Source organism: Variovorax sp. GW460-12-1-14-LB1, assembly GCF_059423605.1.
In genome coordinates this window covers 22606-28659 of sequence record NZ_JBWKYF010000078.1, presented here as the reverse complement: position 1 = coordinate 28659, position 6054 = coordinate 22606, and the positions used below count along the sequence as shown (strand labels likewise).

The 6054-nt window shown below is 68.3% G+C and carries 5 protein-coding genes; 3 read left to right on the top strand and 2 right to left on the bottom strand.

The features are described from left to right. Positions 1–72 precede the first annotated feature (72 nt). Positions 73–774 (bottom strand): aspartate/glutamate racemase family protein, encoded by a 702-nt coding sequence (locus tag AC07Y4_RS27850; RefSeq protein WP_495275417.1) that lies wholly within the window; start codon positions 772–774, stop codon positions 73–75. A 132-nt stretch (positions 775–906) separates the two neighbouring features. Between AC07Y4_RS27850 and AC07Y4_RS27845 the strand changes: the two genes are divergently transcribed. Together AC07Y4_RS27845 and AC07Y4_RS27840 are read left to right on the top strand one after the other, a co-directional pair. Then, positions 907–1740, top strand: coding sequence for a MetQ/NlpA family ABC transporter substrate-binding protein (locus tag AC07Y4_RS27845; protein WP_495275416.1), 834 nt, complete (start codon positions 907–909; stop codon positions 1738–1740). Beyond that, positions 1737–3092, top strand: a complete 1356-nt coding sequence (locus tag AC07Y4_RS27840; RefSeq protein WP_495275415.1) for an LLM class flavin-dependent oxidoreductase — start codon at positions 1737–1739, stop codon at positions 3090–3092. Before AC07Y4_RS27845 ends, AC07Y4_RS27840 begins: the two co-directional genes overlap by 4 nt. A gap of 142 nt (positions 3093–3234) precedes the next feature. On the opposite strand, the gene AC07Y4_RS27835 is transcribed toward AC07Y4_RS27840, so the two are convergent. Next, positions 3235–4137, bottom strand: coding sequence for a LysR family transcriptional regulator (locus tag AC07Y4_RS27835; protein ID WP_062473378.1), 903 nt, complete (start codon positions 4135–4137; stop codon positions 3235–3237). 111 nt (positions 4138–4248) lie between these two features. Here AC07Y4_RS27835 and gcl point away from each other — a divergent pair, with 111 nt between their 5' ends. Then, complete coding sequence (gcl, locus tag AC07Y4_RS27830; RefSeq protein ID WP_159273301.1) at positions 4249–6042, top strand: glyoxylate carboligase; 1794 nt, start codon at positions 4249–4251, stop codon at positions 6040–6042. Positions 6043–6054 lie beyond the last annotated feature (12 nt).

The window sequence follows — 6054 nt, the reverse complement described above, 5'->3', positions numbered from 1 at the left end:
TGCTGCGCACGGGCGCCTTGCAGCCAGCCCCTTTGCCAGCCAACGCGACGCCAGAAATAGGGTGAACAGGCCCTAGTCGGCCTTCTGCGTGGCGCGGCGCAAGGCCGCGCGCGCCAAGAGCCGCGTCGAATCGAGCGTCGGCAGCGGCGAGTTCGCGTCGCTCATGATCAGCGGAATCTCGGTGCAGCCGAGCACGACCGCGTCGCAGCCCTCCTCGTCCTTCAGGCGCTGCATCACGCGCTGAAAGGTCGCCACGGCCTCGGGTTTGAAAATGCCGCAGACCAGCTCGTCCATGATGATCCGGCCGATCTCGGCGCGCTCGTCGATGGTGGGGCGCACGTACTCCAGTCCGCGCGCCGAGAGCTTCTCGGGATACACCTCGCTGTCGGTCAGCCAGCGCGTGCCCGTGATGCCGATGCGGCGAAAGCCCCGGCGCACGGCCTCGTCGGCCACCACCTCGGCGATGTGCAGCCAGGGCCGCGGCGAACGCGGCGCCACGTGGTCGAAGGCCTGGTGGATCGTGTTGTCGGGGCAGATCAGGAAATCCGCGCCCGCCGCGGCGAGCTTGTGCGCGGAGCCGAGCATCAGCGCGCCCACGCCCACCAGGTCGCCCGCGTCCAGGCAGCGCGTGTACTCCGCGAGCGAGGGCGTGTGCATCGACACCTCGGGGTGCGCGTGCGGGCCGAGCAGCGCGGCGCCCTCGATGCAGATGGTCTTGTAGCAAAGGGCCGCGCCTTCGGCGGAGCAGCCGACGATTCCGATGTGCAGGGTCATGGGGCGCATCCTACAAAAGCCGGCGCGGTTTATCCGGCCTGCGGATATGCAAGCGCGCAAATCTTCGTTCGCGGCGCGCAGCGTGCGACCTAGAGTGCCCGACTCCCCTTGCCGTCTCCCGGAGTTGTCGCCATGCCTTCCCTTTCGCGCGCGCCCTCGTGGCTGCGCCGCCTCGCCCCGCTGTCCGGCGGGCTCGCACTGAGCCTGCTGCTGCTGGCGCCCGCCCACGCGGACGACCTGCGCGTCGGCTTCATGCCGGGCCCCTACCGCGACGCCTTCACCCACGGCATCGAGCCCCAGTTGAAGAAGCTGGGCTACAGCATCAAGTACGTCGAGTTCAGCCAGGGCGTGCAGCCCAACGACGCCGTGGAGCGCGGGCAGATCGACGCCAACATCTTCCAGCACTCGCTGTACCTGAACGCCACCAACAAGCAGCAGGGCTTCGACCTCGTGCCCGTGGTGCACGTGCCGACGCCGCCCATGGGCCTCTATTCGCGCCGCCACAAGACGCTCGACGCCGTGCCCGACGGCGCCACCGTCACGCTACCGGCCGACCCGGTGAATGCGGCGCGCGCACTCAACATCCTCGCGGCCATCGGCTGGGTGACGCTCAAGCCGGGCGTGAGCCCGCTGAGCGTGTCGGAGCGCGACATCGCGAGCAACCCCAAGCGCCTGAAGATCGTGCCGCTGGACGCCGCGCAGGCGCCGCGCTCGCTGGCCGACGCCGACCTCGCGGCCGTGCAGGGCAACTTCGCCGTGGCCTCCGGGCTCAAGCTCACCGAGGCGCTGAAGCTCGAAGACATGACGCTGCCCTACGTCAACGTGGTGGCGGTGAGGCGCAGCAACGAACACGCGAAATTCGCGAAGGACATCGCCACCGCCTACCAGTCGCCCGAGTTCCAGAAGTTCTTCAAGGCCAACCCCGTGTGGGCGGGCTACCGGCTGCCGGACTACTTCAACCAATGAGCAACAAGAAAACCACCACGCCGCGCAGGCAGCTGCACCTCAACGTCAACATCCTCCATTCGGGCTTCGTGCCCTCGGCCTGGCGCCTGCCCGAGAGCGACCCGTGGGCGTTCGCCGACATCCAGCACTACATCCGCACCGCGCAGATCGCCGAGGCCGCCAAGCTCGATGCTGTGTTCCTGGCCGACAACGCGGCCATCGTCGACCAGATCCACTTCCGCCCGATCACCGCACTGGAGCCCACCATCCTGCTGGCCTGCGTGGCCGCCGCGACCACGCACATCGGCCTCATCGCCACCGCCTCCACCAGCTACAACGAGCCCTACAACCTCGCACGCCGCTTCGCCACGCTCGACCACGTGAGCGCCGGCCGCGCCGGCTGGAACATGGTGACCACGGCCGACCTGCCCTCGGCGCGCAACTTCGGCCTGGACACCACGCCCGACCACGCGAAACGCTACGCCCGCGCCTCGGAGTTCGCCGACATCGTCAAGGCGCTGTGGGACAGCTGGGAAGACGACGCCTTCGTCGGCGACAAGGCCGCCGGCCGCTTCATCGACCCGGCCAAGGTGCACGCCCTCGCGCACCGCGGCGAGCACTTTGCAGTGCAGGGCCCGCTCAACCTTCCGCGCCCGCCGCAAGGCCACCCGGTGCTGGTGCAGGCCGGCGCCTCGGCCGACGGGCGCGAGCTCGCTTCGCGCCATGCCGAAGCCGTGTTCTCCGCCTCGCAATCCTTCGAAGAATCGCAGGCCTACGCACGCGCCCTCAAGACCCGCGCCGCCGAGCTGGGCCGCGGCCCCGACGCGGTGAAGGTGCTGGCCGGCCTCACCACCATCGTCGGCGCCACCGAAGCGCAGGCGCTTCGCCGCCGCGACGCGCTGGTCGACCTGATCCCGTGGGACTACAGCCTCACGCGCCTGGCCGGCACGCTGGGCATCACGCCCGACCGCCTGAAGCTCGACGAGCGCCTGCCCGACGACCTGCCGCTGCCCGGCAATGGCAACGGCAACCACACCTTCTTCAACGCCGTGGTCGCGGCCGGTCGCACGCACGGCTACACGGTGCGCCAGCTGATCCGCGAACTTGCGGGCGGCGGCGGGCACCGCGTGATCGTCGGCACGCCCGAGCAGATCGCCGACGACATCGAACGCTGGTTCAAGGGCGGCGCGGCCGACGGTTTCAACCTGATGCCCGACGCACTGCCGCACGGGCTGCAGGACTTCGTGGAAGGCGTGGTCCCGATCCTGCAGAAGCGAGGCATCTTTCGCACGGAATACGAGGGGCGCACGTTGCGCGACCACCTCGGATTGGCCCGGCCAGCAGGGCGAGCGGCACAACGGCTTGCAGCCTGAAGGTTCCGTTCCCCCCACAGCGTGCCCTGTGCCCAGGACACTGGGTGCTTCCCGCAGCGAAATCAAGGAGGAGGGCGAAGCCCGGGGGACATTCGCGGAGGGAAGTACCCGGTGGCCTGGGCACGCGCCCTGAACAGCCGGCTCAGGCCTCCCACCACCCCTCGTCGAAGCGCCCCTGCAAGAAGGCCACGAACCCCGACACCTTCCCAGGCACCAACTTCGGTGAGGGAAACACCGCGTGAATCTCCTGCTCAGGCAGCGCATGGTCCCCAAGGACCGCGTTCACCTTCCCCGCAGCCAGCGACTCGCTCGCCACATAGCGCGGCATCAACGCAATGCCCAGCCCGTCACGCGCCGCAGCCAGCACCGCCGACAGGTTGTTCGACCGGAAGCGCCCCGAGACCGGCACCGTCACCGGATCGCCCTTGGGCGTGTGCATGCGCCAGAACTCGTCGCCCACCACGCTGCTGTAGATCAGCGCCACGTGCGCGCTCAGGTCCTGCGCGCGCTTGGGCGTGCCGTGCTTCTTCAGGTAGGCCGGCGACGCCACCATGACCCACGGATTCGCGCCGAGGTAGCGCGCGCCCAGTGACGAATCGGCCAGCTTGCCCATGCGGATCGCCACGTCGATGCCCTGCGCAATGAGGTCCACGTAGCGGTCCTCGAAGCTCAGGTCGAGCTGCACCTGCGGATGCCGGCGCATGTACTCCAGCGCCAGCGGCACCACCACGCGCCGCCCGAAGGCCACCGACGTGCCGACGCGCAAGAGGCCCTGCGCCTGGTTCTGGCGCAGCTGCACGATGCTGTCGGCCTCCTCGGCGTCGCGCACGATGGTCTTGCACTTCTCGTAGTACAGCGCGCCCGGCTCCGTGAGGCTCACGCCGCGCGTGTTGCGGTTGAGCAGCCGCACCTTCAGGCGCGCCTCCGTGGCCGCGACCTGCTTGGTCACGGTGGGTTGCGTGGTGTTGAACTCGCGCGCCGCTTTCGAGAAGCTGCCGGTCTCGACGACCCGCACGAACATTTCCATAGCCAGTAGACGATCCATGGCCGGATGGTAGCCAGTTATTCCATGGCGGAATAGGTTTTATGGCCCCCAGCCGTCTTCTTGGAATGCGCCCCGCTTCCTACAGTGAGGCCACCTCAAGGAGACTTTCAAATGGCAAAGATGACAGCGGTCCAGGCCGCAGTTCTGGTGATGGAAAAAGAAGGCGTCACGCAGGCCTTCGGCGTGCCGGGCGCAGCAATCAACCCGCTGTACTCGGCCCTGCGCCAGCGCGGCAGCATCTCGCACATCCTCGCGCGCCACGTCGAGGGCGCCTCGCACATGGCCGAGGGCTACACCCGCGCAGTGGCCGGCAACATCGGCGTGTGCATCGGCACCTCGGGCCCGGCGGGCACCGACATGATCACGGGCCTGTACTCGGCCTGGGCCGACTCCATTCCCATTCTCTGCATCACCGGCCAGGCACCGCGCGCACGCCTGTACAAGGAAGACTTCCAGGCGGTCGACATCGAGTCGATCTCCAAGCCCGTCACCAAGTGGTCGGTCACCGTGCGTGAACCCGGCCAGGTGCCACAGGTGTTCCAGCAGGCCTTCCACCTCATGCGCTCGGGCCGGCCCGGCCCCGTGCTCATCGACCTGCCCTTCGACGTGCAGATGGCGCAGATCGAGTTCGACATCGACGCCTACGAGCCCCTGAAGCCCTACAAGCCGGCCGCCACGCGCGCCCAGATCGAGAAGGCCATCGGCATGATGCAGGCGGCCGAGCGCCCGCTGATCGTGGCCGGCGGCGGCATCATCAACGCCGACGCCTCCGAGCTGCTCGTGCGCTTTGCCGAAGCCACCGGCGTGCCGGTGATCCCCACGCTCATGGGCTGGGGCGCCATTCCCGACGACCACCCGCTCATGGCCGGCATGTGCGGCCTGCAGACCAGCCACCGCTACGGCAACGCCACCGTGCTGGCGTCGGACTTCGTGCTGGGCATCGGCAACCGCTGGGCCAACCGCCACACCGGCTCGGTCGACGTCTACACCAAGGGCCGCACCTTCGTGCACGTGGACATCGAGCCCACGCAGATCGGCCGCGTGTTCACGCCCGACTTCGGCATCGTCTCCGACGCCAAGGCCGCGCTCGAACTCTTCGTCGAAGTGGCCGAGGAAATGAAGGCCGCCGGCAAGCTCACCGACCGTGGCGCCTGGGCCGGCGAATGCCGAGAGCGCAAGAAGACCTTGCTGCGCAAGACCAACTTCGACACCGTGCCGATGAAGCCGCAGCGCGTGTACCAGTGCATGAACAACCACCTCGAACGCGACACCTGCTACGTGAGCACCATCGGCCTGTCGCAGATCGCGGCCGCGCAGTTCCTGCACGTGTACAACCCGCGCCACTGGATCAACTGCGGCCAGGCCGGCCCGCTGGGCTGGACCATTCCCGCCGCGCTGGGCGTGCGCGCCGCCGACCCGACACGCAAGATCGTCGCGCTCTCGGGCGACTACGACTTCCAGTTCATGATCGAAGAGCTGGCCGTGGGCGCGCAGTTCAAGCTGCCCTACCTGCACATCGTGGTCAACAACTCCTACCTCGGCCTGATCCGCCAGTCGCAGCGCGGCTTCGAGATGGACTACTGCGTGCAGCTGGCCTTCGACAACATCAACGCACCGGCCGATGCCGGCATCGAAGGCAGCTACGGCGTCGATCACCTCAAGGTGGTCGAGGGCCTGGGCTGCAAGGCGATCCGCGTGCACAAGCAGGAAGAGATGGCGCCCGCCATCGCCCGCGCCGAAGCGCTCATGGCCGAGTTCCAGGTGCCGGTCGTCATCGAGGTGATGCTCGAGCGCGTGACCAACATCGCGATGGGCACCGAGATCGACGCCATCAACGAATTCGAACCGCTGGCCGAAAGCACGGCCGACGCACCGACCGCCCTTGCGGTGGCGATGCTGGACTGACCGAGGAGACGA